The sequence below is a fragment of the Occallatibacter savannae genome (assembly GCF_003131205.1).
In the GTDB taxonomy this organism is placed as follows: Bacteria; Acidobacteriota; Terriglobia; order Terriglobales; family Acidobacteriaceae; genus Telmatobacter; species Telmatobacter savannae.
Genome location: NZ_QFFY01000006.1, coordinates 102,073 through 126,946 on the forward strand (window position 1 = coordinate 102,073; position 24,874 = coordinate 126,946).

A 24,874-nucleotide genomic window follows, 5' to 3' on the forward strand; every position below is an offset into this window, starting at 1 on the left:
ATTGACCCGCGACGGGGCCTGCCTCAGCAATGGAGCCTGCGGTGAGAGGTGCACGACGCCGCAAGGAGGAACAACAATGATCTTGCGTACACTGTCTCCGCTTGCGCTCGCGGCGATGCTCACCTTGCCATCCGGTTTGGCAGCGGCTCAACAAGGCGACAGCCTTCAACACGTCACGTTCGATGAAGATGTGGTCTCGCTGGAATTCATCGGCAACGTGAACAACAGCGGCCCGAACTCGAGCCAGTTCGGCTACTTCAGCTTCGTTTCGCAACTGCCCGCGTTCAACGGAACTCCGGAGACTGCGGCGACGGCCAACTTCACTTTCTACACCGAAGCTGTTAACCAGCGGGTCACGAACAACGGAACTCTGCGCGTCGTGGATCGGGTTGGAACGACAACGGTGTACCTGACCACGGCTCCTGCCAGCTTCGCCGATCCGGAATCGTTCCGGTCGGGCACGCCGATACAGACGTCGACCCTGCGGCAGCAAGTGATTCTGGATACGACGACTGGGGAGTTCAGCGTGGTGAACATCAACACCGTCACGGATGTCGCTCCGTTTTACCTCGGAGGGCAACAATATCAACTTGGAAAGGCAGGGAATCGCTTTCGCACGCTTCTTCGCGGGAAGTCGAACGCTGCCGCGCCGCCGGGATTCTTTATGGCTGGATATGCAGTGGGGGTAGGCAAGAACTGAGCGGGTGAGTCAACTCATCGGCGATACGGGATCAGGTTTGGAGGCGATCTTCTTTCCTGGATCTGTATTGCCGATGGTTGAGCGAATTGCCTTACCGCGTTAGTGAATCGTCTTGGACTTGTGGTTCATGTAGTCCATGAGCAGGTACTCGCCGAGGGTGTCGGGAGTGGTGAAGTAGGCTTTGCCGCGGCACATCTCGGAGACCTTGTGGACGAACTGCACGAGGCCGTAGTCGGAGGCGAGCATGAAGGTGTTGATCATGATGTTGGAGCGCTTACAGCGCGCGACTTCTTCGAGGGTTTCGCTGACGACGAGGGGATCGAGGCCATAAGCATTTTTGTAGATGCGGCCGTCGGGGAGCGTGAGGGCCGACGGCTTGCCGTCGGTGATCATGACGATCTGCTTCATGTCTTTGCGTTGGCGTGCGAGGATGCGCTGCGCCATGCGGAGGCCTTCGCAGGTGTTGGTGTAATAGGGGCCGACCTTGACGCGAGCGAGCTGCGAGACGGGGAGCTCTTCGGCGGAGTCGTGGAAGAGGACCAGCGAGAGAGAGTCTCCCGGGTATTGGGTGCGGATCAGGTGGGAGAGCGCCATCGCGACTTTCTTTGCGGGCGTGAAGCGGTCTTCGCCGTAGAGGATCATGGAGTGCGAGCAGTCGAGCATGACGACGGTTGCGCAGGAGCTCTGGTACTCGCATTGGTGGACATGGAGGTCGTCGTACTCGAGGTTGAGCGGGAGACCGATGCCTTCGCGAGCGATGGCTGACTTCAGCGTGGTGACGGTGTCGAGGTTGAGGGTGTCACCGAATTCGTATTTCTGAGACGCGCCGTGCGCTTCGACTCCGGTGGCCCAGTGGCGGGTTTCGTGGCGTCCGAAGTTTGATTTTCCGAGAGAGCCGAGCAGGTCGCGGAGTGTTTTGTAGCCGAGGAAGTCGAGGCTCTTGTCGGTGACCTCGAAGCGGACCTCGCCCTGGACGTCGCCAGCCTGACCCATTGCGTCGGTGATCTGGCCCTTGGTTGGATCTTGCATGAAGGAGATGTAGTTCTCCTGCTGCATGCGCTGGATGAGCTTGTCGATCAGCTCGTCCATCTTGCCCTGCTGCATTGCCTGCTCGATTTGTTCGCGGATGGAGTCGTCGAACATGTCGCCGGATTCGAGGAGCTGACGGAGAGCTTCGCGAAGATTGTCTAGCGTGTGATCGAGGTCCTGGAAGCGGAGATAGGGGTCGCGAAAACCGGAGTCGAGGAGGTAGTCGGAGAGGGCCTTTAGGAGGTCTTCGATGTCCATCTCGGAGGCGAGATCGCCGTTGAATTTGGTGTAACGGACGCGCTTCATGGCACTACTCCTTCTTGTTCCTACCCTAACCGCGAAAAGCCGCGGTTAGAACGGGGTACCCAGGCTTGAATCGGACTACGTGCTTGATTCCCTGGTCCCCAAGAGCGAGGGACCGGGGGCACCCGCCACATTCTTGTTCCCACCCTAACCGCAAAAAGCGCGGTTAGGACGGGGCACCCGGACATTGTGGTCGATGACTAGTTGAGACCGCCGCCGCGGCCGGAGCGGCGGGAGCGCTGCCAGTCGTCGAACTCGACTTCGAGGTCGCGTTCCTTCTTGCGCGAGCCTTTCTCTGCTGCTGTAAAGCCGCGTTCTTCGCTGCGGCTCAGTTTGCGATGGGCGACGAGGCCTTCGAGGAGGAACTCGGCTGCGGCAACGGCGCGAGGCGCTTCGTCGGACACCTTCGTTTCGAGGGGAGAGAGTTTCTCGAAGAGACCTTGTATTTTCCGGAGATCTGCGAGAGCGGCTGAGCTCGGCTGGTTGTCATCGAGCTTGACTGTGCCCCCGAGGTTGAACCACTGCTCGATCTGCTGCGTGTTGGTCTCGCTGAAGTAGCGGTCGTAGATCTTGCCGACGGCGGTGGTGATGAGTTCGCGGACCACGGTGTCGGCGCCGCGCATCTCGCCTTCGTATTCGAGCTCGAGCTTGCCGGTAATGCCGGGGAGGGCCGCGTAGATGTCGCTGATGCGCGGGACTGCGGGCGATTCGTTGTTGACCAGGGCGCGGCGCTCGGCGTTGGAGATGACGAGCTCCATGGTGGAGATGGGGAGACGCTGGCTGACGCCGCTGCGCTTGTCGACACGCTTGTCTTCGCGTGCCGTAAAGGCGACTTGTTCGACGACGGCACGAACGTAGGGCGGAATTTCGATGGGAGCGGAGCCGCGCTCGGACCATGCTTCCTGCGCGGTGATGGTGATGCCTTCTTCGAGGCTTTCGGGATAATGGGTGCGGATTTCGGAGCCGATGCGGTCTTTGAGCGGAGTGACGATTTTGCCGCGGGCGGTATAGTCCTCGGGGTTGGCACTGAAGACGAGCGCGACATCGAGGGCGAGACGAACAGGGTAGCCCTTAATCTGCACGTCGCCTTCCTGCATGATGTTGAAGAGGGCGACCTGGATTTTGCCTGCGAGATCGGGGAGCTCGTTAATGGCGAAGATGCCGCGATTTGCGCGCGGGAGCAGGCCGTAGTGCATGGTGAGTTCGCTGGAGAGATCCTGACCTCCGCGGGCTGCTTTGATTGGATCGAGATCGCCGACGAGGTCGGCAACGGTGACGTCGGGCGTGGCGAGTTTTTCAACGTAGCGCGATTCGCGATCGAGCCATGCGATGGGCGTTTCGTCCTGACGTTCGGCGATGAGGTCGCGGCAGCGCTTGCAGAGCGGCTTGTAGGGGTTGTCGCGAATTTCGCAGCCGGCTACGTAGGGGAGGTGTTCGTCGAGCAGCGAAGTGAGCGCGCGCAGGATGCGGCTCTTGGCCTGTCCGCGGAGGCCGAGGAGGATGAAGTTCTGACGGGAGAGAATGGCGTTTACGATCTGCGGAACGACGGTATCTTCGAAGCCGACGATGCCGGGAAAGAGGGTTTCGTGGGAGCGGAGGCGGCGAATGAGGTTGGAGCGCAGTTCATCCTTGACGCTGCGCGTATTGAGGCATGCTTCTGCAAACTGTGTGCTTCTGCGCAGTTCCCCCAGCGTCTGGGGAAGAGGGTGAGCTGCTGACATGAGATTGGCTCCTGTTCCGGCCGACCAAACCGGTCTGTGTATAGTAGACGCGCACGGAGACGTTTCCGGCGCAGCGAAGATTACGCCGTTTTCACCATCTGAAGCAATTCATTGTGACGGATCACAGTCTGAAATACCAGTCGGGGAAAGTACTGGCGCGATCGGTCTCGGGTTGCGAGAAAAGCGCGAAATCAGTAGCCGTTTGCGACGAGCCAGTCTTCGGTGATCTCGAACTCGGGCTTTTTTGCTGACTGCATCTGCTGCCATGCGAGTTTGACGAGCACGTCGGCTTCGAGATTGACCGGAGTGCCGAGGGCGAGCGCGTGGAGGTTGGTGCGCCAGTAGGTGAGGGGAAGGATGGCGATGGAGATGGTGTCGGTGTCGACGGACGCGATGGTGAGGCTGATGCCTTCGATGGCGACGGAACCTTTGGGGACCATCCACTGACGGATGTTTTCGGGGACGCTGACTTTGAGTGTCCAGTCGGTCGTCTCGCGGTTGAAGTCGGGACTGGACGCGGGGATGACGGGATCGAGAGCAGTGAGAGTGCCGGTGCCGTCGACGTGCCCCTGGACGATGTGTCCGCCGAGGGGACTGCCGGCGGCTGTGGGGAGTTCGAGGTTGACCTTGGAGCCGGGTTTGAGGGAGCCGAGAGAGGTACGATCGAGCGTCTCCTGGGCGAGGTCGGCGTGGAAGAAGACGGGATCGATGTCGAGGGCAGTGAGACAGACGCCGGAGACTCCGAGGGAGTCGCCTTCGCGCAGGCGGCTCGCGATGCCGGGCGCTTCAACGGTGATGCGGCGAACGCCTCCGCGGTCGGCGAGAGAGACGAGCGTGCCGGTCTGCTCGATGATGCCGGTGAACATGGATAAATTGTAAGGGACTAGGGACTAGAGGACGAGGGGACGAGACTACACCTCTGAGGCTGCGGAGCCTGGAGGTGGGGCCCAGGCTCCGGGATGTGGCGTGAGTGATGGGTCAGGCAAAGGAGGCGAGCGCCTTCTTCTCGTCGTCGTAGACGTCGAAGACGGTGTAAAGCTTGGTGATCTGCATGAGGTCGTGGACGCGCTTGGTGAGGTTGAGGAGTTTCAACTCGCCGCCGCGGTTGCGAACGGAGGTGAAGGACCCGGTGAGTTCACCGAGACCGGCGCTGTCGATGTAGGTGACTTCAGCGAGGTTCAGGAGGATCTTCTTGAATCCGTTGTTGACTTGGTCGAGGACTTCCGTGCGGAGGGCGGCGCTGGCGTCGCCTAATGTGATTTGCCCGCTCAGATCTATGACGACGACTCCGCTGACCTGACGCGTACCCATTTTCAAGCTCATATTTGTTCTCCTTCTGGGGACGGAGACATATTACAGGGGAAGCAGGAGACCAGGTGACAAGGGGACGAGGGATTGAGGACAGAAGAGCTGGGATTGAGTTGTCGAGATGTTCAGAGGCAACTACGGGTTTCTCTGATCGCCCTCGCTTTGCGAGGGCTTCGGTCGAAGTGAAACAGCTCTGGTGGTGTGAGCCCGGGGCGAGCGGGTTCAGCGGTGAGCGGTGCTGTCGGTGATGGTGGATTTCGGGGTGGAGGTCTGGTTGAGTTCCAGGGCGGTGATGGCGGGGTCGAAGCCGGTCGGCTCCTGGTCAAGGCGAGCGCGGGTTTCAGGCGTGCCGGCGAAGAACGCTGCGAGGACGAAGCCGATGAGGGCTGCGCCGGCGGCGATACCGCGGAGGGCCCACTGGATCCAGGAGTCCTCGATCATGAAGCTCCAGGCGAGGAATGTGAAGGAGAACCAGAGGCCGAAGAATTCGGCGATGAGGGCGCGCGGTCCGTCGATGGCCGGATCCTTGTCGAGGCGCATCGCTGTTCCGATGATTGTTGCTACCGCGAACAACCCGGTGAGTAGCCCGATGCCAAAGAAGCTGAATACCTGCTGATACATGGCCCCTCGAAAACCCCCAACAGCCTACCGACAAGTTCGAGCTAGTTCACGGTATTTTAATGTTCGCAACGTTACTTGGACGACGTGAATAGGCCGGAAGGTTGCAGGAAAAGTTGTATGTGTGACGGACGGAATCCAGCAACATTCCAATTTATTTAGATGCAGAAATTTGCCAGGGATCGAGAAGGAGTGAGGTGAGTACAAGGTCTGTTTGGTGGGAAAGCAGTTCGAAATCTGGGACGAATATGGGTTCTGCGAGAGCCTGAAAGGCCGGAATAGAGCTGGAACCGAGGACCTGAGGGGAGATGAAAACCTGGAGGCGGTCGACGAGATTCTCGCTCAGTAAGGCGGCGTTTAGGTGGGAGCCGGTTTCGGTGAGGACGGTGAGGATGTTTTCGGAACCGAGGTGGTCAAGGACGGCGGTAAGGGAAACTCGGCCGGTGGAGGACGGAACGGGTTGGACGCGGACGCCTCGGCGGCGGAGTTCAGCAGCGCGCGTGACGTCGGGGCTGGCGGTGAAGATGAGGAGGTCGTCGTTGGCGCTGCGGACGATTTTCGAGTCGAGTGGAGTGCGGAGCGCCGAATCGAGGATGACGCGGAGAAGCGGGTGGCGACGGGGAAGCCCGCTGCGGTCGGTGAGGAGAGGGTCGTCGGCCAGGATGGTGCCGACTCCGGTGAGGACGGCGTCGGCTTGATGGCGTAGCTGCTGGACGGCGGCGCGGGATTCTTCGCTTGTGATCCAGAAGGGTTCGCCGGGAGTGCGGGCCTCGGGCGGCGGGGCGATGCGGCCGTCGAGGGACATGGCGATCTTCATCAGGACGAAGGGGCGCTTGTGCTGGATCCAGCGGGCGAAAGCTTCGTTGAGGCGGCGGGCTTCGGCTTGGCAGAGGCCGAGGGTGGTCTGAATGCCGGCGGCGGCGAGGGTTTGCATTCCGCGGCCTGCAACGGTGGGGTTGGGGTCGGATGTCGCGGCGACGACGCGGGAGATGCCGGCGGCAATGAGGGCCTGGGTGCAGGGGCCGGTGCGGCCGGTGTGATTGCAAGGCTCGAGGGTAACGTAGGCGGTGGATCCGCGGAGACGTGGCGCATTGTTTCCCACCCATTCGGCAAAACCAGCTGAATGGATGGGGCACCCGGCTGAGTCGGTGATTCCGGCGGCGTTTCTGATTGCGGCGATTTCGGCGTGGTCGAGGCGGTTGTATTCGTGCCAGCCTTCGCCGATGAGGTTGCCGTTGCTGTCGACGATGACGCAGCCGACGGCGGGGTTGGGGGATGCGAGGCCGATGCCGCGACGGGCGAGCGAAAGGGCGTGATGCATCCAGTGGAGGTCTTGCGTACTCGGGATCATGGGCTTGTTCCCTGGGTTATGTCGATTGGTGAGTCCAGAATTGAAAAAAGCAGATCCTTCGCTTACCACCCCTGGACTGAAGAAGACGTCCGGGGGCCCGTGCGCTCAGGATGACAGCTTTGTACTTCTCAACGGATTCACTACTAACCTAACAGCGCGTCGACGAAGGCTTCGGGGGAGAACTCGAGGAGGTCGCTCATTTTTTCGCCGACGCCTACGAAGCGGACGGGGAGGTTGAGTTCGCGGGCGATGGCGACGGCGATGCCGCCTTTGGCGGTGCCGTCGAGTTTGGTGAGGACGATGCCGGTGGCGCCAGCGGATTGGGTGAACTGGCGGGCTTGCTGGAGGCCGTTCTGGCCGGTGGTGGCGTCCATGACGAGGAGGACCTCGTGAGGGGCTCCGGGGACGAGCTTGGTGGCGGTGCGGCGCATCTTGTCGAGCTCGTCCATCAGGCCGGATTTGGTGTGGAGGCGACCGGCGGTGTCGACGATGAGCTCGTCGATGTTGCGGGCCTTCGCGGCAGAGGCTGCGTCGTAGAGTACGGCGGCGGGATCTCCGCCCTGACGAGTCTTGATCATTTCGACGCCGCTGCGGCCGGCCCAGACTTCGAGCTGTTCGATGGCGGCGGCGCGGAAGGTGTCGGCAGCGCAGAGGAGGACCGACTTGCCCTGGCCGCGGTACCAGGAGGCGAGCTTGCCGCTGGTGGTGGTTTTGCCGGTGCCGTTGACGCCGACCAGGAAGGTGACTTTAGGCGGCGTGGATGGAGTGACGACAGGGCGGATGGGACCGCGAAGAACATCGACCAACTGAAGCTTGAGGAGATCGCCGAGTTCCTCGCCGCCGGAGATGGCCTGCTTGCGGGCGCGATCGCGGAGAGCGTCGATGATTTCGGTGGTGGTCTGAACACCGATGTCGCTCATGATGAGCGCGGTTTCAAGATCTTCAAGGGAGGATTCGTCGACTTCGCGGGTGAGGGCGACGATGTCGTTGATGCGTGAGGAGAAATTATCGCGCGTACGCGTGACGGCTTCGCGCATGCGGGAGAAGAAGCCCTGGCCTGAGGGCGTGGAGCTGTCGTCGGAGAGGCCAGACTCTTTGGCGCGTTCGGCGGCTTCGTCTGCGGCGCGGGATTCCTGGGCTTTCTTTTTGTCTTCTTCGTCGTAGCCGGTAAATAACGTGATCATCGCGGTATGGGTCCTGTATTAGTATTTCAGTAAGTTTTGGCTATCGCTGACCGCGTTTGCGAAGGCGGGCGTTTCGGATCTCTTCCATGCGCTGGGCCAACTGCTTCTCGCGGCCTTCCTGCGTGGGGTGGTAGTAGCTTCGTCCCCGCAATGAATCCGGCAGGCATTCCATATCGGCTACCCGGTCGTCTTCGTCGTGCGCATAACGATAGCCTTTGGAGTACCCCAGCTCTTTCATCAGTTTCGTGGGTGCGTTGCGCAGGTGCAGCGGTACGGGCTCCTGTCGAGTCTGCTCGACTTCCTGCTGGACCGCGCCGTAGGCGGTGTAGACGGCGTTCGATTTGGGCGCGAGGCAGAGGTAGACGACAGCTTCAGCCAGAGCGAGATCTCCTTCCGGCGATCCGAGGAAGTCGATGGCTTCTTTCGCCGAAAGGCAGAGGTTCAATGCTTCGGGCGCGGCGAGGCCGATGTCTTCTACGGCCATGCGCACGACGCGTCGAGCGAGGTAGAGAGGATCTTCGCCGGCGGCAAACATCCGGGCGAGCCAGTAGAGAGCGGCGTCGGGGTCTGAATTGCGTACGCTCTTGTGCAGAGCGGAGATGAGGTTGTAGTGCTCCTCGCCTGACTTGTCGTACATGAGTACGCGCTGCTGAACGGCTTCCTTGGCCACTTCCTTGTCGATGTGCTTCGAGCCTTCAGAGGCGAGTTGAGCGGCGACTTCAAGGGTGTTGTAAGCGCTGCGGCAGTCCCCGCTCGAGTAGGAGGCCATCAGTTCGAGGGCGTCGGTGTCGGCTGTGAGCTGCATCGGGCCTAATCCGCGTTCGTTATCCTCAAGGGCTCTGCGCAGAAGGCCGGCGATGCGCTCTTCGCTCAGTGGCTGCAGGACGTAGACGCGGCAGCGCGAGAGCAGCGCGGAGATGATTTCGAAGGAGGGGTTTTCGGTTGTGGCGCCGATGAGGCGGATGGTGCCGCGCTCGACGTAAGGCAGGAACGCGTCCTGCTGCGCCTTGTTGAAGCGATGGATCTCGTCGACGAAGAGGATGGTGCGCGAGTGCATCTCCGCGGCCTGTGCGGCGGCGGCCATCACCTGTTTGATTTCCTTGATTCCGCTGAGCACGGCCGAGAACTCGACGAAGCTGGCCTTGGTGGTCTCCGCGATGATTTTGGCGAGGGTGGTTTTGCCGACGCCGGGCGGTCCCCAGAAGATCATGGAGCCAGGGTCATCGCGGTCGATCTGGACGCGGAGGGGTTTGCCGGGGCCGAGCAGGTGCTCCTGACCGACGTAGTCTTCGAGCGTGCGCGGGCGCATGCGCTCGGCAAGAGGGGCGCCGGAGGCTGCGTGCAGGGGGCTTGGGGACAGGCCGGCCGGAGACTCAGGTACGCCGTCGAAGAGGCTCATCGGGAATCTCCGGCACCGGATCTTCGAGGGCGAGCCGGTTCGCTCTGCTTGGATGATCCCCGCTGGCGTGAGGCTTCGTAGAGGAGCACGCTGGCAGCCACCGCCGCATTGAGGCTTTCGACCGGACCGGGACAGGGAATCGTAAGAGCGCCGTCGGTGTGCGCCGCGAGTTCATCGGGGACTCCGTTGCCTTCGTTGCCGATGACGAGCGCGACAGGACCAGTGAGGCTGGCCAGAGTCGCTGGCTGAGCTCCCTCGACTGCGGTCGTGAATATAGGGATCGCTGCCTGGTGCAGCTGATCGAGTGCTTCTGTCTCGGATGACTGCAGGAGCGGCACGCGGAAGATGCTTCCGGCCGACGCCCGCACGGCTTTGGAGTTCCAGGGGTTCACAGTGCCTGGGAGGCAGATCACTCCAGTGGCCTGGAAGGCTTCGGCCGATCGCACGATCGTGCCGAGGTTGCCGGGATCCTGGATGCCGGCGAGAAGGATGATGAGCGCTTCGGATCCGGGGCGATGGAGCAGGTCATTCCATTTCCATTCAGGGGGCTCGACCAATGCGGCCAACGACTGCGGCGACTCTGTGATCAGGGCGGATCGCAGAGAGTCACCGAGCGCGAGGAAGACGTCGACGTGGGCCATATTCTGCTGGGATGCGATGTCGTCGGCGATTCTCTGGCTGGCGGCAAAGACAGCATCCACTCGCAGGCCCGAACTGATCGCCTCGAAGACGAGGTTGGGCCCCTCGATTCCCACCAGGCCGCGCTCGTTCCTGCCGGGATGCGTTAACGCTTTCCGCAATTCCTTCAACCGCGCGTTCTGCTTACTCTGTACAATGCGTATAGGCATCTGTAGCGACAAGACTTCTGCTATCTGCCGATTCTATGCTGTTCCACCCGGATCGAGCCGAATCGACAACTGCAGGCGGTTGCGCCGCGGCTGGTGCTATGGTAGCTTCCGTCATTGTGACTGCATCGTTCTCCGAATGCTGGAGGGCGGGCAGGCAGGGCGAACAGTCGATGAACTGGAACGCGGTTCACGGCTACGAGGCTGACGTAACCGAGGTAGACCTTCTTGTCCGCGGAAATCTTGCGCGTCCATCCCGACGAGCCCCAAACAGATCGAATCGACTACATTGTCTCGTGCCTGCGGCAGGGCGATGTTGTAGCGCTGCCCACCGACACTTTCTATGGGCTTGCCGTCGACCCAGTGAATCTGCACGCGGTCGAGAACATTTACCGGATCAAGAGCCGGCAAAAACAGAAGCCGCTGTCGCTGCTTATCGCGTCTCTGGCGCAAGCGTATGAACTGGCGCGCGACAGCGATCCGATGCTGGACAAGCTGGCGGACAGGTTCTGGCCGGGGCCGCTGACCATTATTGTTCGCGCGGGCACGAAGCTTCCGCTGCGCTCAACGGCGAATACGGGGAACGTTGCGCTCCGAATTCCGGATGCCGCGATTCCTCGCGCTGTGGTGGAGCGGTTTGGCCTGCCGATTACGGCGACGGCTGCGAACCTGCAGGGCGCGTCGGAGTGCACGCACGCAGCGTGTGTTCGCGACCAGATCGGCGATCGCATTCCGCTGATCGTGGATGGCGGTCCGACGGGGCGCTCGCTGCCGACGACGATTGTCGATCTCTCGCTGGGCGGCGGCCGCTGGGAGATCCTGCGTGAAGGCGCTATCCCGACACACGAAATTGTCATGGTGCTGCAGCGGTAGGGTCTGATGAGCCTGCAGGGAGCGCCCGCAGCAGTGGAGACTCGAACAAGCAGGCCATTCCTTCGCTGGACTCTCATCGCGCTGGCGATCGTCGCGCTGGCCGTTCTGATCTGGATCCGCTGGGTGTACGGGCAGATCGAGTGGTACGCGAGTCGCGATATGGCAGTGCCGTCGGACGCTATCGCGGTGTTCGGCGCGGCTGAATACGATGGGCGGCCTTCGCCGGTGTTCCGTGCGCGGCTGGATCATGCGGAGTCGCTGTATAACCGCGGCATCGCGCCGCTAATTGTGACCCTGGGCGGTGACGGAGGCGATCACTTCTCCGAAGGGCGGGTGGGAGAGGAGTACCTCGTTGGCGCGGGGGTTCCGGATTCCGACATTATTGCGGAGACGGAGAGCACGAGCACCGACGAATCTGTGCGCCGGCTCGAGGTGATTGCTCGCACCAATGACCTGCAGCGCATCGTGGTGGTCAGCGACGCGACGCATCTGTTTCGTATCCACCAGATCTGCGCGGCGCATGGGCTCAACGTGCTGACGTCGCCGAGACCGCGCGTGCCGATTGAAGGGCCTTCAGGAGAGCGCGAGCGGATTCAGCACGAGATTCTGAGCTATACGTTGTGGCGGCTGCACCTGGACTAAGACGGTCGTGCGAGCGGAAGCTCTAATCATCAGAGAAGTGCTTGTGCCTAGAAGGTGATTTCCTTGATGAGGGTTTGGGAGCGCGCGCGAGCAGGGAACTCCTTCTCGAGGAATTCATCGCTCCAGTAGCCCGACATTCCCCCGTTCCCGATGCTAAGCGTAACGGTGGCCCGAACCTGATAGGGATGATTGAGCTGTAACTCGGGGAATCGCGCCCGGATTTCCGACTGGCGCACGAATATGCGAAGGATGGGGTTCTGGTCCAGGTAGTATCCGTCCGAGTGCAGCAGGATCGGGTCCTTGCGGGCGCCGATGATTTCGAAGCTCAGCGTGTATCCGTGCGAGTAACCGGGTGCGAACTCGGGAAGAATATCGAAGTCGCGACCGTTTCCGTTGCGCTCGATGCGGAAACTGAGGAGCCGCGGTGGACCGGGGAGGTAGGAGCGCCTTTCGGCCTCGATTTCTGCGCGGTCGGTTGCGATGCCCTGGGCAACCAGCTTGCGACATTGTGCGGTGGAGACTCCCCAACTGGAAGAGAGCAGCGAGAAGCGGCGCCGGACGCGGTCGCACATGGAGGCGTCGCGGAACTGTATCGCAGCGTTCTGAAAGCATTCCGACTGTACGTAGAAGGATCTGTACCCGTCCGGGTTAAATGCGAGGCCGGTTTCATACTCGCTGGGGTTGATCGACTCGCAATGCAGAGATGCGGCAGCCTTTCGCTGCGCATAGTCGCTGGCAGCACAATGCGGCAGCGCCCCGAGCAGGGCTGCAAGGCAGACGAAAGATTGGAGCAGTCGGGTCTTCATACGCTTGAGCTTTGATTGATTGTGTACCACAGCGACGATCGCTGGGATCGGGTTTGTGAGAGGTGTTCGCGGGTTGAGCGGTCAGTGGGGGGCAGGGGCGTTTGCTATTCTCACACCGGGATGCACGGTCTGCCCCTTCTCCAGGTTGTCGCGGTCGGGATGCTGATTCTGGCGAACGCCTTTTTTGTGGCTGCGGAGTTCGCGATGGTGAGCACGCGCGACACGCGGATCGAACAGCTGCTTGCGAACAAGGTTCCGGGCGCGCGGGCGGTGCGGCGGCTTCAGCTTGACATCGAATACTTTCTGCCCGCTGTCCAGCTTGGCGTGACGCTTTGTTCGCTGGCGATCGGCTGGATTGGCGAACCGATGGCGGCGGGTGTGGTGCTGGGCTGGATCAACATGCTGCCGCATCCTGTTGCGTACGCGCAGGTGTACGCGCACGCGGCATCGCTGACCGCGGTGGCCCTGGGGTTCTGCGTCATTACGTACTTTCACGTAACGATCGGCGAGCTGGTGCCGAAGTCGCTGGCTCTGCGGCGTGCGGAGGCGCTCGCGGTGGCGGTGGCTCCGCCGATGCTGATGTTCATGAAGATGGCGCGGCCGGCGGTGCGCATGCTGAAAGCTTCGGCTGCGGTGCTGCTGCGCGGGTTCGACATTCCGATGACGGAGCGCGCTGCTGTGCACTCGCCGGAGGAGTTGAAGCTGATTACGACTGCGGCGCGACGGCTGGGGCTGTTTCCCAAGTTCCAGGAGATGCTGATCCATCGCGCGATTGAGCTGGACGATGTGCCGGTGCGGGAGATCATGACGCCGCGGCAGCGCATCTTTTCGCTTCCTTCGAACATGCCTCTGGAAGAGGCCAGCGCGCAGGTGATCGAACATATGAACTCGCGCGTGCCGGTGTACGACGAGACGCGCGGGCCGGAACACATCATTGGCGTGATTTACTCGAAAGATCTTTCGCGGCTGATGTTCTTCCGGCGAAGAGGACAACAGCGCGCTGTTGCGACCGCGCCGACTCAGACTGCGCCGGCGGAAGGAGCGGCTGAATCTACGGCTGGTGCTCAGCGCGCTGGGAATCAACAGCTCGGGCTGCCTTTCATGGAGCTGAGGCTGCGGCAGGTGATGCGCGACGTGCTGGTGGTGCCGGAGACGAAGTCGGCGCTGGCGCTGCTGCGGGAGTTTCAGCAGCGAAGACGGCAGATGGCGATTGTGGTCGACGAGTATGGATCGATTGTCGGGCTGGTGACGGCTGAGGACGCGATCGAGCAGCTTACGGGAGAGCTGGAGGACGAGTTCGACGATCCGGCGCGGCCCGTGCTGGCCAATGCGCAGGGCACGCTGGTGCTGGAAGGCAGCGCGAACCTGCGCGACCTGGAGACGCAGATGCAGTGGAGCCTGCCGCGCGATGGCGGCGTGGAGACGCTGGCGGGATTCATGCTGACGCGGCTGGGGCATATTCCGCGATCGGGCGAGTCGATTGAGTTCGACAATCGCCGGTTAACGGTGCTGGAGATGGAAGGGCGGCGGATCGCGAAGATCCAGGTGGAACCAATCAACCCGGAACCAGCGGGTTGAGGTTCTTTCGCTTCTTAGCTCCCAGCTTCTAGCTTCTAGCGGTTTCATGCGCCATGCGATGGGTACTCCCTTATCCCTGCCTGCGATTTTTATCCGTATGTGTTTTTGTCATGTTCCTCTGCAGGAGCGGCTTGGATATGGATTGATGCTGTTTCCTGCTTGAAGTTCGATCAGTTCATTGCTTCCTCGTCGGGGTGGATGCAGGCGATGATGCCGCGAAGATCCTGCGGTCCATGATGAATTGTGCCGCGTCGGGACGGGTGCAGGTTTCTTGCTGCCGGCACTCGGCGCAGTCGTGCGGGGGTTCGCAGACGGTGTTTTCGGGAGCGAGCATGGTTGCGGCTGAGACGTATGCTTCGTGGAAGTCGAGCGGTTCGCCGTCAACGTTGTGTACGGAGCGAACGGGTACGGCGGGTTTAGCGTGTTCGCGCTGTTTGACCACGGATGCGGCGATCTGAAGGGCGTAGAGCATGCGGCCGGCGTTCCTGGAGCTGATGGTTTCGTCGCGAAGGGCGCGGATGACCTGGCCGAGGGCGAGGAGGATGGAGGTGGAGTCCTCGATGGGCAGGATCTGCGGCGATGGAACCCGGTTAACGCCTTCGAACTTCATATGGAAGTAGCAGTATGGTTTGCCCTTGAGGGCCGGGGAGCCGCAGCGGGCTCCATCGTTCTTGATGTGACGGCATTCGTTGAACATGATTCTCCTATTGCCGCAACTGCCCGCGAGAGGGCTACCCCCCTCCCGGGGTGGATAGTGTTTTCAATGGCTTACGCGAGCAAGCGGCTGTAAATACGTAAATCTGGGAAACTTAGGTACTAAAATCCTTCAAATGAGGGGTTTAGGGTGACTTGGCCGCGCGTGTCCTGACATGCGCAGGGCCGCGTGGCTTGGGCTGTTTTGGATGTGGTGTCGATCTACGTACCTAGTATGCGCCGGGAGAGGTTTATTGACTGCAAAGCCGGGCGGGGAGATTGGCGAGTGGAATCAGGGCTTTAGGGGAGCGGGACGATGAAGGGGGTTGACGGAGGAAGAACATCGTTCAGGGGAGATGCATGGAAGGAGGGTGCAAGAATGTGCTCTCAAGTGTCGCATGGCCGGTAATCCGCCCAGAGTGCTGCATCCAAAGGCCCGTGGACGGTTTTTGGGTGGCTAATGCTGCGACTGACTCTCGCTAGGGAAGGTCGTTGAGGGGTCAAGTTCGACGCGGACAAAAGGGTCGACGCGCTTGATTTCGATGGGCTTCATGTGGGCGGCTTCGCGCTGCGCTTGTTGACAAGGAACTTCTTCCATTTGGCTGTTGAGCCGTTCAAACGGAATCAATTCGAAGTTTGTCATGATTGCGTATAACCGAACGCAGTACTGACCGCCGCCTTCAACGTTGATCAAGAGCTGGTCCTTACCGGGCTTGGTCGAGTGCCACGGGACGGTGAAGGTGTGTGCTCCCGGATCGAGATGAAAGGTCATAAATCGTCCGGGGCTGACGTGGGCTAGGCGCTGTGTGCCGTCAAAGAGCCAACCAGTGAAAGGCTGCTGGCTTCTTGGAAGAAGACCTGCCGACACGCTCTTTACTGAATTGCCCGGAGTGTAGAAAATCACTGTGCCTGTCTGGGCAACACAGGATGCGATAGAGAGCATTGCGACCATAGCAACGCCGAGAAGTGTCTTCATGGCTGAATGATCCCAATATACAAGCTGCTCTAGCCGTATCGTCGGCAATACGGAAACTAGGTTTTGCGACGGAAAAAACAACTGCAGGTTCTCCACTCCGCTACGCTCCGGTCGGAATGACACTCTGTATTGGAGAAGCGAGCTGTTGAGCGCAACTGTCCTATCGTCGGCGATGCTGACATTGGCAACTTCTTGCTCTTAACGCGATGTTTGCCGGTCATCGGCCAGGAATGTACGTCCTGCTATTATCGGCGCGTGGAAGAGCAAGCGCTCAAGTGGTGGCACGTGCGGTGGGGGTTGGCTTGTCGCACGATCGCCAGGTCTGCAATTGTTACTGGAAAGATCATCGGACTGCTGTGTGTGATCGCAGCCGTTGGATGTGGCGTTCTTTACCTGCTTCAGCCTTGGCTGTCCTCGAATCATCTCGGCAAATTTGATCCCCAACTGAGCATTATTCCCGTAAGCCTCTCCAACAAGACTGAAGGTCCTTTGTCCAACTCGAGCGTTGAGCAATTTGGCTTCGAGTTCCGGCTGCCGAATACGGGGATCGCGAGAAGATTCGATAAAACAGGGCTCGTGGTATTCCCCAATGGCTGGCTGGAATTTCCTCGCACATTGAACGACGGGGATTCAGTCATATTCGGACCAGTTCACAGCGACAAAGATGCGAAGAAATTGCTTGACCCGGAGTTGCTCCAGACAAAGTTCAAACTGATACAGGCGGCGATGTCTGTTAAGCCGGAACAGGTGAAATGGTGGAGGTTGCGCTCCTCACAAAACAGGAGAGCAGCACTCTTGCTCTTTTTGAAATTCGTTGCCCTCACGGAATCGGACTCGATGCACTCCTTAACGGTTCGTCCCATCTATATGATTTCCTCCGGTGAGTTTCGCGGGTTTCAACTCGGAAACCCGGACGCTCCGCCCTACAACACGCATATCGATCTGTTCGATGGATCTGATCACCATCTTGCATTTGATATAGGGGGGAGCGAAGGGCATGGACAAGTGCTCACTCAGGAACAACTCAATGCGATGGTGGGATCGATCCGGCCGATCTCGAAGTAATGATCCACTGGCAAATCGACATTCACTGGCAAAGTGCAGGTTGTTGCTTTGAGGCAAAGATCCGGCAAAGTTCCGGGTTGCCGGTTATTCGATCCTAGTGACGGAAGATGTTTCTCGCAAAACGAATGCTGAATACAGCACCAACAGCGCCCATGAAGACCGCAAACGCTCGTATGATCCAATAGTCATTCTTGATCCACACCACTATGGACAAGAACACTACGAACAAGAACATGAGGCTATAGAGAACGAGCGCGGCTCTCTGTATCGGGGTCGCTCTCCGATCTCCGTTCCAGAGGAGCTCGTCAACTGAACGGCTTTTGGGAAGCAGATCGGGTCGCATTGCGTCTCGTTCTTGAGCCTAGCATCTGTCCTTAAGGTCGAGCGGTCGGCCACTCGGAAGTTGAGGAATTTGGTTTGCGACGGAAAAACAACTGCAGGTTCCTCCACTCCGCTACGCTCCGGTCGGAATGACACTCTGTGTCGCAGAAGCGAGCTGTTGAGCGCAACTGTCCTATGGTCGGCCACTCGGAAGTTGAGGAATGTGGTTTTGCTACTGAAAAAAACAACTGCAGGTTCCTCCACTCCGCTGCGCTCCGGTCGGAATGACACTTTGTAATGGAGAAGCGAGCTGTTGAGCGCAACTGTCCTATCGTCGGCAATGTGGACACTGAGGCCAACAACTTGGCCTTAGAGCGACAATCGCTGGTGCTCTCCCGATACGCAAAGAACGCATTCACTCGAGTCGCTTTAATTCGCAGGTGCGGATTTAACCTGTCGCACCAGTCTTGATAACGCCGTCAGCTCACGCACAAGAGGGACCATTCGCAAGGATGGTCCCTCTTTCAGGTAAGAGCGATCGCTACTGCACTGTGACGGTGAAGGATGTGTGCAGCTTCATGGACTCATCCATCGCGACCGCATAGACGGCCACCGTGTGTTTGCCCGCCGACAGGCTCAATGTTGCGTGATCATAACCCTGAGTACCGAAGACGTGATAAGTCTCTCTCTTCTTTACGCCGTCTACCCAGATCTCCAACTTGCGCAACCTGTAAAAGGACGTCGCACTGACAGTGAACGCCACGCTTGTTGTTGCGGCGCTTGTACCGGGCGAACAAACATGAATGCCGAGAGATGGCGGAGAACAGGTTCCAAATGCCTTGGTCCCGGTGTTGAGCACCATAGCAAGACTTTCGGGGTGCTTGACCGCGTTGTCCGTCAACAAGAACCCGGCATCCGGCTTCATATCGCGATTGTAGTCACCGATCATGTCTGCAGTGAAAGGATTCTCTCCAATACTGTCGATGGTGAAATCGTCCAGCTTGTTGTAACCGCCGAGCGTAAACGTGCCCGACGAACTCCGATAGAGCACCCGGACGCCGGTCGAGCCGGTATTGCTCGCTGGATCGAAGGCTGCAAACAGGATGTCCTTTGTGCCGTTTCCATCGAAGTCAGCAACGCGTGGAGGAACGGTCTCGAGCGCGGTCCCGGCGGTAGCGCTGGATGAGATCGTTTGCTCGGACATCACACGATTCGCATGTCCGCTAGAAGATGTGGATCGAATGGTCCAGATCGACGCCCACCAGGTCAGTGCGCCCGTCGTCGTTCAAGTCGGCGGAGTCGAACTGAAGAAAGCTCTCGCGATTTGCAAATACCGTTGTGGGAGTGAACTTGCCGGCGCCGTTTCCATAGAGGATAACGAGGTTCGCATCAGCGGTAGTCGGGTCATTCGCAATGAGGTATCGCAACGCCAGGTCAGCGTGTCCATCCGCGTCGTAGTCTCCGACAAGCAGATCAAATTCCGGCGTCGAATGATAGTTGACACCGCCCTGGGAGCCAGCCAGCATCGCGAACTTCCACACCGTTCCGGCATTCGTGAAACCATTGCCATTATTCAGGTAGAGCACCACGTTGATGCTCACCGGTTGGAAATTCAGGTTTTGCTGATAGGCCATTGCGAGATCCGGCCTGCCATCGCCGTTGAAGTCTCCGGTTTCGGCAACAATCGTCGCGGTCTCTCCGGTCACTATTCCGGGTAGATTCGGCGCCTGCTGAAGGGAACTGAAGCCGCCTTTCCCGTTTCCGTACCAACCACAAATAGCTTGCTTCCACCGGTAGCATCGTAGAAGAACACATCGTTCTTGCCGTCTCCGTTGAAGTCTCCTGACGCCAGAGGCGTGTAGGCGGATTCAGGGGCCGATGGAGTGACTGCGGTGTACGAGGCATTCCCATTCGACAGCAATTCTTTGAGCTGACCGTTGTTTTCAGAAATAAGCACGTCTGGAATTCCGTCGCCGTTGAGATCGGCCTGGAGCCGATGCTGGGGATATTGATTGATAGCGACATACTTTGGGGAGAAGGTGGTTTGTGCTGCAGCCGCGCAGCAAATGGCGCCTAGCCGCAAGCGCGGTGAGTGCTTTCAGGGATCGATACATGGCTGGACCTCGAGCCGATTGGAAGACAGATGGCCGCTAAGGGTTGCATTCTGCTCTCGACGGACGAGCGAGAACACGACTTGTGAACGAAAGCGGCGAATTTAACGTGGTTTGTTGACTCCCCAAGTCTCCAAAGACGGGAGACACATGGACAAGCTCACGGCGGCCTCGGGATCTCCCAGGTCTCAAAATCGAGACCTGGGGCACCCGGCACCCGGATTTGATTCAGGGATCAGAGCTTTCCCCGGTCCCCAAGTGCGAGGGACCGGGGGCACCCGGCTCGGGGCACACCGGCTCTTCTGGCCCGGTGGCTGCAACCGGATCGGGAGTCGCCCTGTCCTAAGGCTGAGGTGGAAGATGAGTGTGACGACGATTGGGGATGGACTGGTTGCGCTGGCGCTGTCGGGCGGCATTGTGAGTTATCTGTTCATCAAGCACGCAACCCGGAAGCAGAGGATGGAGATTATCCATCAGGAACGAATGGCAGCGCTGGAGAAGGGAATACCGCTTCCCGAGTTTCCGCTGGATCTGATGGAGGAGAAGCCGCATGCTCCGGATGTGCCGGTGCTGCCCGTGCTCGGCATCATCCTATCTACGTTGTCGATTGGAACGATGGTCGTGCTTTACTTGACCATGCCTCCGACTTCGCATGCGTGGTGGATTTCGCCGCTGCCGTTTGTGTTCATGGGGGCCGGCCTCATCCTCTTTCATGTTCTGGGAATGGTCAGGCGCTAGCTCCCCGTGCACGACGACGCTCAACTCGTTGCCAGCGCGCAGGACGGAGACCAGAAAGCGTTCGCCGAACTGGTTCGGCGGTACAGGGACCGGGTCTTTCGGCTGGCTGTTTCAATTCTCGGCAGGGAGTTCATTCCTGAAGCCGAGGATGTTGCGCAAGAGGTGTTTCTGAAGATTCACCACTCGCTCAAAACGTTTCGCGGTGAAGCGCAGTTCGGCTCCTGGATCTATCGCGTGACGTTCAACCACGCCGTGAATGTGAAGGAGCGCGCACGCTTTCGGCGTCCACACGAGGACGACACTGCGCTTCACCGGCTTGCGGGCTCGGGGCCTGGGTTGGAGAAGCAGATGGAGTCAGCTCAGCGGGACAAGGCGCTTGAAGAGTGCATTGAGACGCTGCCGGAGTTGTATCAGTCGGCTCTGCGTCAGTACTACTGGTTCGGATCGGCGGTGGGCGAGATTGCAGAGTCGCTGGGCGTACCCGAAAACACGGTCAAGTCGTATCTGCATCGCGCCCGGAAAATGCTTCACGGAATGCTGAAAGAGAGGGGACTCTCCTGTGACTGAAACGGAACATCACGACGCAGAAGATCTGGAGATGGATCGCTTGCTGATGGATCGGATGAGGGCTCCGGTTCCCGCGCTTTCATCAAATTTTGAGCGGAAGATTGTGCGAGCTGCGAAGCGCGACTCCGACCTGCTGGGGCGATACCGCTGGATTGTGTTCGCCGCTTACGTTGTGGCGTCGGCGCTGACATCGCTGGCGATCATGCATAACGCGGGCCTGGGGTGGCTGCCGATTGTGGGCATTCTGGCAGCCGCTACTGTGGGTTCAGCGGCGTTTGTGGCGTGGAAGACGGGACGAGCAGCGGTCGCGCGTTCCGAGGCGTGATCGCATTTCTGAGTTGTTTGGGATGTGGGCTGAGGCCGGCTTGCTTCTCGCGAAATAAAGCAGAGCCGGGCGTATGCTTGATCCGTCAAACGATGCAGGACGGAGGCACCCGGATGAAGCTGGTAACGCCCGTAGTTCTCGCCCTCGCGCTAGCCGCGCCGCTGGCGCTGGCTAAAGATAAGAAGAAGACTGTGCCGGAGATTCTGAATACCGCGCGGTTCGTTTATGTTGCGGCGGAGGATGGGGACATCATGAATCCGCGGCTGTTTCCCGAGGATCGCGAGGCGATCGCGGACGTGCAGGATGAGGTGAAGGACTGGAACAAGTATGCGGTGACGCTGAATCAGCATGAGGCGGAGCTGATGATGGTGGTGCGCAAGGGCCGGCTGGTGGGAGCGCAGGCGCACGGGGGAGTAGGGATCGGGACGGGGCCGGAGCTTGGAGCGGGGTATCCGGGGAGCCGGAGTCCGGCGGACCCGAACAGCCGGTCCGGCGGTGTATCGACGGAGATTGGCGGGCGTGCGGAGGCGGGGCCGGTAGAGGACCTGCTGCGCGTGTATGCCGTGAATCCGGATGGCTCGCGGGGCGGGCTGCTGTGGACGGGCGCGATGCAGGACGGGTTGAGCGCACCGCAGGTTCTGCTGGTGAAGCAGTTGAAGCAGCAGGTGGAGAAGGCGTATCCGCCACAGACGGCGAGCCAGCCGGCAAAGAAGCCGTAGCGATCAGGTTTTTCAGGGCAGGTCTGGAGCTGCGGGCCGGCGGTCTGGACGGACGATCTGGCGGATGCGGTCGATGAAGGCCGGGTCGGTGGCGATGAAGTGCAGGCGGAGCCCGGAGGAGGGCAGGGTTTCGATGACGCGGGCTACGGCATTGTATTCTGCGCGGCCGAGACGGAAGCGGAGTTGAACGCAGGCGCCTGGGGGCAGCCGCAGTGATGCTCTGACGGAAATGAAGCAGCCGGTTTCGCTGATGTTGCGAAGTTCGCCGCGAAAGAGATGGCCGGGCTGATCGGAGACGCCCTCGGCCGCGCCCGAACAGCAGATGCGGATGCTGCGGCGACGGTCGGGGCGGGAGTTGGTGTTGGGTGGCGGCGGGTCGGGCATGGGTGTGCAGGTCTGAAGAACACATCGGCGGAGAGGCTGAGGGGCTTGAGGGTCAGTTGGTCCCCGGTCTCCCAAAAGGCGAGATCTTTCGGCTCGGCTCAGGTATGCTCGTTACTCACTTTTCTCTCCCCGGTCCCCAAATGCGAGGGATCCTTCGGCTCCGCTCAGGAAGGGCACCCGCAGTCGTCAGGTGAGCTTTCTTCTTTCCCATGTCTCTAAAGACGGGAGACATGGGGCACCCGGAGTTTCAGAGGCTGAGTTTGGCGATCCAGCTTTTCATTACGTCGGCGGTGACGAGGCCGGCTTGCTGGAACTGGAGATTTCCTTTGGAGAAGACTGCGAAGTTGGGGATGCTCTGGACGCGAAAGCGCGCGGCGAGGTCGGGGTGAGCCTCGGTGTCGACTTTGAGGACGACGGCGCGTCCGGCGAGATCGCGGGCGGTTTGCGCGACGTGGGGAGCGGCCATGCGGCAGGGGCCGCACCATGAGGCCCAGAAGTCGACGAGCACGGGGACCTTGCTGTCGCGGACGATTTCGTCGAACTCGGCGGTGGTGACTTCGACGGGCTCGGCCATGGCGGTGAGAGGAGCTTTGCATGCGCCGCATCGGCCGACATCGGAGAGGTGTTTTGCGGGGATGCGATTGGGTTTGCCGCAGGCGGGACAGGGTCGGACGATGGGCATGATGGGCTCCTGAAGAGGTGATATCAGAAGTGATTCATTCTGAGCGAGTGCGATGCGAGGTCGGAGGGAAAAGTGGGTCGACCCCGGGAGTGGAGTTTGTCGCTTCCCACCCTAAATCGGCCTGAAGGCCAATTTAGGATGGGGCACCCGCCTTCTAAACATGTCGAGCTTTCTCTACCCGGTCCCCGAAAGCGAGGGATCCTTCGACTTCGCTCAGGACGGGCACCCCGCGAGGCGGTTCCGGAAGGGGAGGGGGACCCGAAAGGGAAATGGCGCATGTTACTTGCGTTACAGGAGTAATTCGACCTTGAGTTACTTAGCTCTTGTTTCGTAACACCTACGTGGGACAGAATCACCCAAGGGTTGACTATGAGACAAGAAACTTACCGATTCGCACTGGATGAAGCCACCAAGGAACTTCACGACATTGTTGCGCAGTTCGACGCTCTCCGCTCGCGCAAGGAGCAGATTGAGGCTGTTGTCGAGGCGCTAAGGCCGTTTATTGGTCTCCACGCGGAGACCGCAACCCCAACCATCGAGGCGAGCGCCCCCATCGCCGAGTTTGTTGCGCCCGCGATCGAGCAACCCGCACCTGAACCCGAACCGCAATTCACTTTCATGCAGGTCTCCGGACCGGGCATGGAGGTTGTCGCAACCGAGCCGGTGCCGGTGGCAGTGGAGCCTGAGCCGGAGCCGGTTCTTGAAACCGTTGCGGTGCACGCGGACGACGCGACTGCGGAACAGATTGCGTATTTCCGGCAGCCGTCGGCGGATCCGTTCCAGCGCCGCATCGACGATGCACTGTGGGGCTGGCAGCAGAGGCCCGAGGGGCTTCTGTCGCCCATCTAGTCTGAGGCGCTGGATTGATTCCGGCGCAGACGAAAACCGAGTCCTTCCCGCTCAAAACGGAGCGGGATAGGTCAACCCAAATCAGGCGCTCCCGGTACGTTTGACGGGAGCGCCTGAGTGCGTCTAAGTAGCAATATAATGTTCTACTTACGTCACCTATTAGTTGCAGAAGGAAGTTGTTGGGGCGCCCGGAAATCGTGCTAAATTCGCGGAGTGGAGATCGATATGAAGCCCAACATCGGAGAAGTCTATCGCGTAGCGTTTGACTCCGCGAGCAGCGAGCTGAAGGACATTGTCGGCGCGTTCGAGGAGCTTCGGGCGCGCAAGGAGCGCATAGAGAAGGTGGTCATGGCGCTCAAACCACTGCTGGGAGCAGAAGAGGCGGCGGCTGCCGCGGCGGCGATGCAGAGCGCGTCGGATGCCGCGGAACAGGCGAGCCAGGCTCTGGAAGAAGCGCCAAGCTACCAGTACCAGAGCACGAATGGCGCAGGTTCGGGAGATCCGTTTGCGAGCCGGTTGAATAGCGCGCTGGGACACGGAGTGGGGCGGAAGTTCAACCGCCAGTTCTGATCGCTGAGGAGTTTTGAAAGTGAGTCGGTGCGCGATGCAACGGAGGCGCGCCGACAATCTTTTGCCAATCCGGTTTCAGTCGATCTCTATGCCGCAGCGCGCGCCGCGATTGCGGTAACTCTTACTATTGACTCTTACTGCTGCCGATTGCGTACGTGCTAGACTCGCGGCATGAAAACGCATGGGGAGATCTATCGCGTCGCGTTCGACGCAGCACAGGCAGAGCTGGCCGAAATCACTGCGGAGTTCGAGCGGCTTCGTGTTCGCAAGGGGCATGTGGAGCAGCTGATCCTGGTGCTGAAACCGATTCTAGGCGAGATTGAAGCGCCGGCTCCTGCACCTGTGAAGGACGAGCCGATGGGCAGGGCTGAGGCGACGCCGTCAAGAGAGGCCGCGAGCGAAGAGGCCGCGCAGCCGCTTGGCGTGGGCGCAGATCCTTTTCAGCGCCGCGTTGAACACGTGCTGGGAATCGGAGCGGGGATCCGCGACGTGCGGCAGTACACGAGGCAGTTCTAGT

The 24,874-nt window shown here is 60.1% G+C and carries 29 protein-coding genes; 12 read left to right on the top strand and 17 right to left on the bottom strand.

Going from position 1 to position 24,874, the window contains the following annotated elements; all coding sequences use genetic code 11:
• Positions 1–76: 76 nt before the first annotated feature.
• Positions 77–700 (top strand): hypothetical protein, encoded by a 624-nt coding sequence (locus DHV10_RS21090; protein ID WP_109488399.1) that lies wholly within the window; start codon positions 77–79, stop codon positions 698–700.
• Positions 701–799: 99 nt separating this feature from the next.
• Here the strand turns inward: DHV10_RS21090 and DHV10_RS21095 are convergent, their stop codons facing one another.
• The 9 genes from DHV10_RS21095 to DHV10_RS21135 all read right to left on the bottom strand — a co-directional run bounded on the left by DHV10_RS21095 (position 800) and on the right by DHV10_RS21135 (position 10,461).
• Positions 800–2,035, bottom strand: a complete 1,236-nt coding sequence (locus tag DHV10_RS21095; protein WP_109488400.1) for a vWA domain-containing protein — start codon at positions 2,033–2,035, stop codon at positions 800–802.
• 197 nt (positions 2,036–2,232) lie between these two features.
• Complete coding sequence (locus tag DHV10_RS21100) at positions 2,233–3,753, bottom strand: magnesium chelatase ATPase subunit I (protein WP_109488401.1); 1,521 nt, start codon at positions 3,751–3,753, stop codon at positions 2,233–2,235.
• Between the two features lie 191 nt (positions 3,754–3,944).
• A complete protein-coding gene (locus DHV10_RS21105) occupies positions 3,945–4,619 on the bottom strand; it encodes a riboflavin synthase (protein ID WP_109488402.1) in 675 nt (224 codons plus the stop codon).
• Between the two features lie 112 nt (positions 4,620–4,731).
• On the bottom strand, positions 4,732–5,076 hold the full coding sequence (locus DHV10_RS21110; RefSeq protein WP_109488403.1) for an STAS domain-containing protein: 345 nt from the start codon (positions 5,074–5,076) through the stop codon (positions 4,732–4,734).
• Positions 5,077–5,283: 207 nt separating this feature from the next.
• Complete coding sequence (locus tag DHV10_RS21115) at positions 5,284–5,682, bottom strand: hypothetical protein (protein ID WP_109488404.1); 399 nt, start codon at positions 5,680–5,682, stop codon at positions 5,284–5,286.
• A 151-nt stretch (positions 5,683–5,833) separates the two neighbouring features.
• Positions 5,834–7,030: a bifunctional diaminohydroxyphosphoribosylaminopyrimidine deaminase/5-amino-6-(5-phosphoribosylamino)uracil reductase RibD gene (gene ribD / locus DHV10_RS21120; RefSeq protein ID WP_109488405.1), complete on the bottom strand. Its 1,197-nt coding sequence runs from the start codon at positions 7,028–7,030 to the stop codon at positions 5,834–5,836.
• A gap of 143 nt (positions 7,031–7,173) precedes the next feature.
• Positions 7,174–8,214 (bottom strand): signal recognition particle-docking protein FtsY, encoded by a 1,041-nt coding sequence (gene ftsY, locus DHV10_RS21125; RefSeq protein ID WP_109488406.1) that lies wholly within the window; start codon positions 8,212–8,214, stop codon positions 7,174–7,176.
• Between the two features lie 40 nt (positions 8,215–8,254).
• The gene (locus DHV10_RS21130; RefSeq protein ID WP_109488407.1) at positions 8,255–9,613 is read right to left on the bottom strand and encodes a replication-associated recombination protein A; all 1,359 of its coding nucleotides are present in this window, start codon (positions 9,611–9,613) and stop codon (positions 8,255–8,257) included.
• Complete coding sequence (locus DHV10_RS21135) at positions 9,610–10,461, bottom strand: TrmH family RNA methyltransferase (RefSeq protein WP_109488408.1); 852 nt, start codon at positions 10,459–10,461, stop codon at positions 9,610–9,612. The genes DHV10_RS21130 and DHV10_RS21135 overlap by 4 nt, the downstream gene beginning before the upstream one ends.
• 225 nt (positions 10,462–10,686) lie before the next feature.
• On the opposite strand from DHV10_RS21135, the gene DHV10_RS21140 reads away from it, so the two are divergent.
• A complete protein-coding gene (locus tag DHV10_RS21140; protein ID WP_109488409.1) occupies positions 10,687–11,331 on the top strand; it encodes an L-threonylcarbamoyladenylate synthase in 645 nt (214 codons plus the stop codon).
• Positions 11,332–11,337: 6 nt separating this feature from the next.
• Entirely contained in the window at positions 11,338–11,973 is a 636-nt protein-coding gene (locus tag DHV10_RS21145) for a YdcF family protein (protein ID WP_109488410.1), read from the top strand.
• Positions 11,974–12,020: 47 nt separating this feature from the next.
• Here the strand turns inward: DHV10_RS21145 and DHV10_RS21150 are convergent, their stop codons facing one another.
• Positions 12,021–12,779: a hypothetical protein gene (locus DHV10_RS21150; RefSeq protein WP_109488411.1), complete on the bottom strand. Its 759-nt coding sequence runs from the start codon at positions 12,777–12,779 to the stop codon at positions 12,021–12,023.
• A gap of 120 nt (positions 12,780–12,899) precedes the next feature.
• On the opposite strand from DHV10_RS21150, the gene DHV10_RS21155 reads away from it, so the two are divergent.
• Positions 12,900–14,357: a hemolysin family protein gene (locus tag DHV10_RS21155; protein WP_109488412.1), complete on the top strand. Its 1,458-nt coding sequence runs from the start codon at positions 12,900–12,902 to the stop codon at positions 14,355–14,357.
• A 175-nt stretch (positions 14,358–14,532) separates the two neighbouring features.
• Here the strand turns inward: DHV10_RS21155 and DHV10_RS21160 are convergent, their stop codons facing one another.
• Together DHV10_RS21160 and DHV10_RS21165 are read right to left on the bottom strand one after the other, a co-directional pair.
• Complete coding sequence (locus tag DHV10_RS21160) at positions 14,533–15,054, bottom strand: hypothetical protein (RefSeq protein ID WP_109488413.1); 522 nt, start codon at positions 15,052–15,054, stop codon at positions 14,533–14,535.
• A gap of 453 nt (positions 15,055–15,507) precedes the next feature.
• Positions 15,508–16,122 carry a hypothetical protein gene (locus DHV10_RS21165; RefSeq protein WP_162601733.1) on the bottom strand — a complete coding sequence of 205 codons (615 nt, stop codon included), beginning with the start codon at positions 16,120–16,122 and terminating at the stop codon, positions 15,508–15,510.
• A 33-nt stretch (positions 16,123–16,155) separates the two neighbouring features.
• Between DHV10_RS21165 and DHV10_RS21170 the strand changes: the two genes are divergently transcribed.
• Positions 16,156–17,091, top strand: a complete 936-nt coding sequence (locus DHV10_RS21170) for a hypothetical protein (protein ID WP_162601734.1) — start codon at positions 16,156–16,158, stop codon at positions 17,089–17,091.
• Positions 17,092–17,953: 862 nt separating this feature from the next.
• Here DHV10_RS21170 and DHV10_RS21180 read toward each other — a convergent pair.
• Genes DHV10_RS21180 through DHV10_RS21190 form a run of 3 tightly spaced genes read right to left on the bottom strand, consistent with a single transcriptional unit; the run spans position 17,954 to position 19,495 of the window.
• A complete protein-coding gene (locus tag DHV10_RS21180) occupies positions 17,954–18,616 on the bottom strand; it encodes a hypothetical protein (RefSeq protein WP_109488417.1) in 663 nt (220 codons plus the stop codon).
• Positions 18,617–18,635: 19 nt separating this feature from the next.
• On the bottom strand, positions 18,636–19,118 hold the full coding sequence (locus tag DHV10_RS21185) for an FG-GAP repeat domain-containing protein (RefSeq protein ID WP_109488418.1): 483 nt from the start codon (positions 19,116–19,118) through the stop codon (positions 18,636–18,638).
• Complete coding sequence (locus DHV10_RS21190) at positions 19,118–19,495, bottom strand: FG-GAP repeat domain-containing protein (protein ID WP_109488419.1); 378 nt, start codon at positions 19,493–19,495, stop codon at positions 19,118–19,120. The genes DHV10_RS21185 and DHV10_RS21190 overlap by 1 nt, the downstream gene beginning before the upstream one ends.
• Before the next feature lie 388 nt (positions 19,496–19,883).
• On the opposite strand from DHV10_RS21190, the gene DHV10_RS21195 reads away from it, so the two are divergent.
• From DHV10_RS21195 to DHV10_RS21210, 4 genes are all read left to right on the top strand, one after another.
• Positions 19,884–20,261 carry a hypothetical protein gene (locus DHV10_RS21195; protein ID WP_109488420.1) on the top strand — a complete coding sequence of 126 codons (378 nt, stop codon included), beginning with the start codon at positions 19,884–19,886 and terminating at the stop codon, positions 20,259–20,261.
• 6 nt (positions 20,262–20,267) lie between these two features.
• Positions 20,268–20,828 carry an RNA polymerase sigma factor gene (locus DHV10_RS21200; RefSeq protein WP_109488421.1) on the top strand — a complete coding sequence of 187 codons (561 nt, stop codon included), beginning with the start codon at positions 20,268–20,270 and terminating at the stop codon, positions 20,826–20,828.
• Positions 20,829–20,859: 31 nt separating this feature from the next.
• Positions 20,860–21,153: a hypothetical protein gene (locus DHV10_RS21205; protein WP_162601735.1), complete on the top strand. Its 294-nt coding sequence runs from the start codon at positions 20,860–20,862 to the stop codon at positions 21,151–21,153.
• Positions 21,154–21,266: 113 nt separating this feature from the next.
• Positions 21,267–21,872 carry a hypothetical protein gene (locus DHV10_RS21210; RefSeq protein WP_109488423.1) on the top strand — a complete coding sequence of 202 codons (606 nt, stop codon included), beginning with the start codon at positions 21,267–21,269 and terminating at the stop codon, positions 21,870–21,872.
• 12 nt (positions 21,873–21,884) lie between these two features.
• Here the strand turns inward: DHV10_RS21210 and DHV10_RS21215 are convergent, their stop codons facing one another.
• Positions 21,885–22,256 (bottom strand): PilZ domain-containing protein, encoded by a 372-nt coding sequence (locus DHV10_RS21215; RefSeq protein ID WP_109488424.1) that lies wholly within the window; start codon positions 22,254–22,256, stop codon positions 21,885–21,887.
• 247 nt (positions 22,257–22,503) lie between these two features.
• Positions 22,504–22,938, bottom strand: coding sequence for a thioredoxin (gene trxA, locus DHV10_RS21220; RefSeq protein WP_109488425.1), 435 nt, complete (start codon positions 22,936–22,938; stop codon positions 22,504–22,506).
• 369 nt (positions 22,939–23,307) lie between these two features.
• On the opposite strand from trxA, the gene DHV10_RS21225 reads away from it, so the two are divergent.
• The 3 genes from DHV10_RS21225 (at position 23,308) to DHV10_RS21235 (ending at position 24,873) form a co-directional block, all read left to right on the top strand.
• Positions 23,308–23,787, top strand: a complete 480-nt coding sequence (locus tag DHV10_RS21225; RefSeq protein ID WP_109488426.1) for a hypothetical protein — start codon at positions 23,308–23,310, stop codon at positions 23,785–23,787.
• A 225-nt stretch (positions 23,788–24,012) separates the two neighbouring features.
• Positions 24,013–24,357: a hypothetical protein gene (locus tag DHV10_RS21230; protein ID WP_109488427.1), complete on the top strand. Its 345-nt coding sequence runs from the start codon at positions 24,013–24,015 to the stop codon at positions 24,355–24,357.
• 171 nt (positions 24,358–24,528) lie between these two features.
• Positions 24,529–24,873, top strand: coding sequence for a hypothetical protein (locus DHV10_RS21235; RefSeq protein ID WP_109488428.1), 345 nt, complete (start codon positions 24,529–24,531; stop codon positions 24,871–24,873).
• Position 24,874 lies beyond the last annotated feature (1 nt).

What these genes read in the sequence shown, in the direction of transcription:
- DHV10_RS21090 (WP_109488399.1), top strand. Translation starts at nt 77, where the DNA reads ATGATCTTGCGTACACTGTCTCCGCTTGCGCTCGCGGCGATGCTCACC.
- DHV10_RS21095 (WP_109488400.1), bottom strand. Translation starts at nt 2,035, where the DNA reads ATGAAGCGCGTCCGTTACACCAAATTCAACGGCGATCTCGCCTCCGAG.
- DHV10_RS21100 (WP_109488401.1), bottom strand. Translation starts at nt 3,753, where the DNA reads ATGTCAGCAGCTCACCCTCTTCCCCAGACGCTGGGGGAACTGCGCAGA.
- DHV10_RS21105 (WP_109488402.1), bottom strand. Translation starts at nt 4,619, where the DNA reads ATGTTCACCGGCATCATCGAGCAGACCGGCACGCTCGTCTCTCTCGCC.
- DHV10_RS21110 (WP_109488403.1), bottom strand. Translation starts at nt 5,076, where the DNA reads ATGAGCTTGAAAATGGGTACGCGTCAGGTCAGCGGAGTCGTCGTCATA.
- DHV10_RS21115 (WP_109488404.1), bottom strand. Translation starts at nt 5,682, where the DNA reads ATGTATCAGCAGGTATTCAGCTTCTTTGGCATCGGGCTACTCACCGGG.
- ribD (WP_109488405.1), bottom strand. Translation starts at nt 7,030, where the DNA reads ATGATCCCGAGTACGCAAGACCTCCACTGGATGCATCACGCCCTTTCG.
- ftsY (WP_109488406.1), bottom strand. Translation starts at nt 8,214, where the DNA reads ATGATCACGTTATTTACCGGCTACGACGAAGAAGACAAAAAGAAAGCC.
- DHV10_RS21130 (WP_109488407.1), bottom strand. Translation starts at nt 9,613, where the DNA reads ATGAGCCTCTTCGACGGCGTACCTGAGTCTCCGGCCGGCCTGTCCCCA.
- DHV10_RS21135 (WP_109488408.1), bottom strand. Translation starts at nt 10,461, where the DNA reads ATGCCTATACGCATTGTACAGAGTAAGCAGAACGCGCGGTTGAAGGAA.
- DHV10_RS21145 (WP_109488410.1), top strand. Translation starts at nt 11,338, where the DNA reads ATGAGCCTGCAGGGAGCGCCCGCAGCAGTGGAGACTCGAACAAGCAGG.
- DHV10_RS21150 (WP_109488411.1), bottom strand. Translation starts at nt 12,779, where the DNA reads ATGAAGACCCGACTGCTCCAATCTTTCGTCTGCCTTGCAGCCCTGCTC.
- DHV10_RS21155 (WP_109488412.1), top strand. Translation starts at nt 12,900, where the DNA reads ATGCACGGTCTGCCCCTTCTCCAGGTTGTCGCGGTCGGGATGCTGATT.
- DHV10_RS21160 (WP_109488413.1), bottom strand. Translation starts at nt 15,054, where the DNA reads ATGTTCAACGAATGCCGTCACATCAAGAACGATGGAGCCCGCTGCGGC.
- DHV10_RS21180 (WP_109488417.1), bottom strand. Translation starts at nt 18,616, where the DNA reads ATGTCCGAGCAAACGATCTCATCCAGCGCTACCGCCGGGACCGCGCTC.
- DHV10_RS21195 (WP_109488420.1), top strand. Translation starts at nt 19,884, where the DNA reads ATGAGTGTGACGACGATTGGGGATGGACTGGTTGCGCTGGCGCTGTCG.
- DHV10_RS21205 (WP_162601735.1), top strand. Translation starts at nt 20,860, where the DNA reads ATGGATCGCTTGCTGATGGATCGGATGAGGGCTCCGGTTCCCGCGCTT.
- DHV10_RS21210 (WP_109488423.1), top strand. Translation starts at nt 21,267, where the DNA reads ATGAAGCTGGTAACGCCCGTAGTTCTCGCCCTCGCGCTAGCCGCGCCG.
- DHV10_RS21215 (WP_109488424.1), bottom strand. Translation starts at nt 22,256, where the DNA reads ATGCCCGACCCGCCGCCACCCAACACCAACTCCCGCCCCGACCGTCGC.
- trxA (WP_109488425.1), bottom strand. Translation starts at nt 22,938, where the DNA reads ATGCCCATCGTCCGACCCTGTCCCGCCTGCGGCAAACCCAATCGCATC.
- DHV10_RS21225 (WP_109488426.1), top strand. Translation starts at nt 23,308, where the DNA reads ATGAGACAAGAAACTTACCGATTCGCACTGGATGAAGCCACCAAGGAA.
- DHV10_RS21230 (WP_109488427.1), top strand. Translation starts at nt 24,013, where the DNA reads ATGAAGCCCAACATCGGAGAAGTCTATCGCGTAGCGTTTGACTCCGCG.
- DHV10_RS21235 (WP_109488428.1), top strand. Translation starts at nt 24,529, where the DNA reads ATGAAAACGCATGGGGAGATCTATCGCGTCGCGTTCGACGCAGCACAG.